The sequence below is a fragment of the Paraburkholderia sp. EG287B genome, from assembly GCF_040965595.1.
Classification (GTDB): domain Bacteria; phylum Pseudomonadota; class Gammaproteobacteria; order Burkholderiales; family Burkholderiaceae; genus Paraburkholderia.
Genome location: NZ_JBFRCG010000091.1, coordinates 1 through 443, shown reverse-complemented (window position 1 = coordinate 443; position 443 = coordinate 1). Strand labels below are relative to the sequence as shown.

General features: G+C 50.8%; 1 rRNA gene. It reads left to right on the top strand.

The window, feature by feature from the left end:
• Positions 1-102, top strand: a 16S ribosomal RNA gene (locus AB4Y40_RS42840); the annotation flags it as partial.
• Positions 103-443: the final 341 nt, after the last annotated feature.

The following is a 443-nucleotide window of genomic DNA, read 5'->3' as shown; positions in this document are numbered from 1 at the left end:
AGTCTAACCGCAAGGAGGACGGTCACCACGGCAGGATTCATGACTGGGGTGAAGTCGTAACAAGGTAGCCGTATCGGAAGGTGCGGCTGGATCACCTCCTTTCCAGAGCTCATCGCTCACACGCGTTTTAAGCGCTCACACTTGTCGGCTGTAAGAAAGACAGACTCAGGGGTCTGTAGCTCAGCCAGCTCGATCCCCGTCTGTCGATCCCCGTCTGCCTCGGCCAGTCCCTAACGCCTAGTGTTCGATTAGTATGCCGAACATTGTGCATTGGCGATTGAGCCAGTCAGAGCGGTATGACGCATCACTGCGAAAATATCGGCTGTCGTTCTTTAACAATCAGGAAGAAGTAGTAAAGAGATTCATCCGGAACACACTTAGAGATGGGTGTGGAGTAGGTGAATCAGGGTTGTGATTGTATCAATGTATTTTTAAGTGATCGA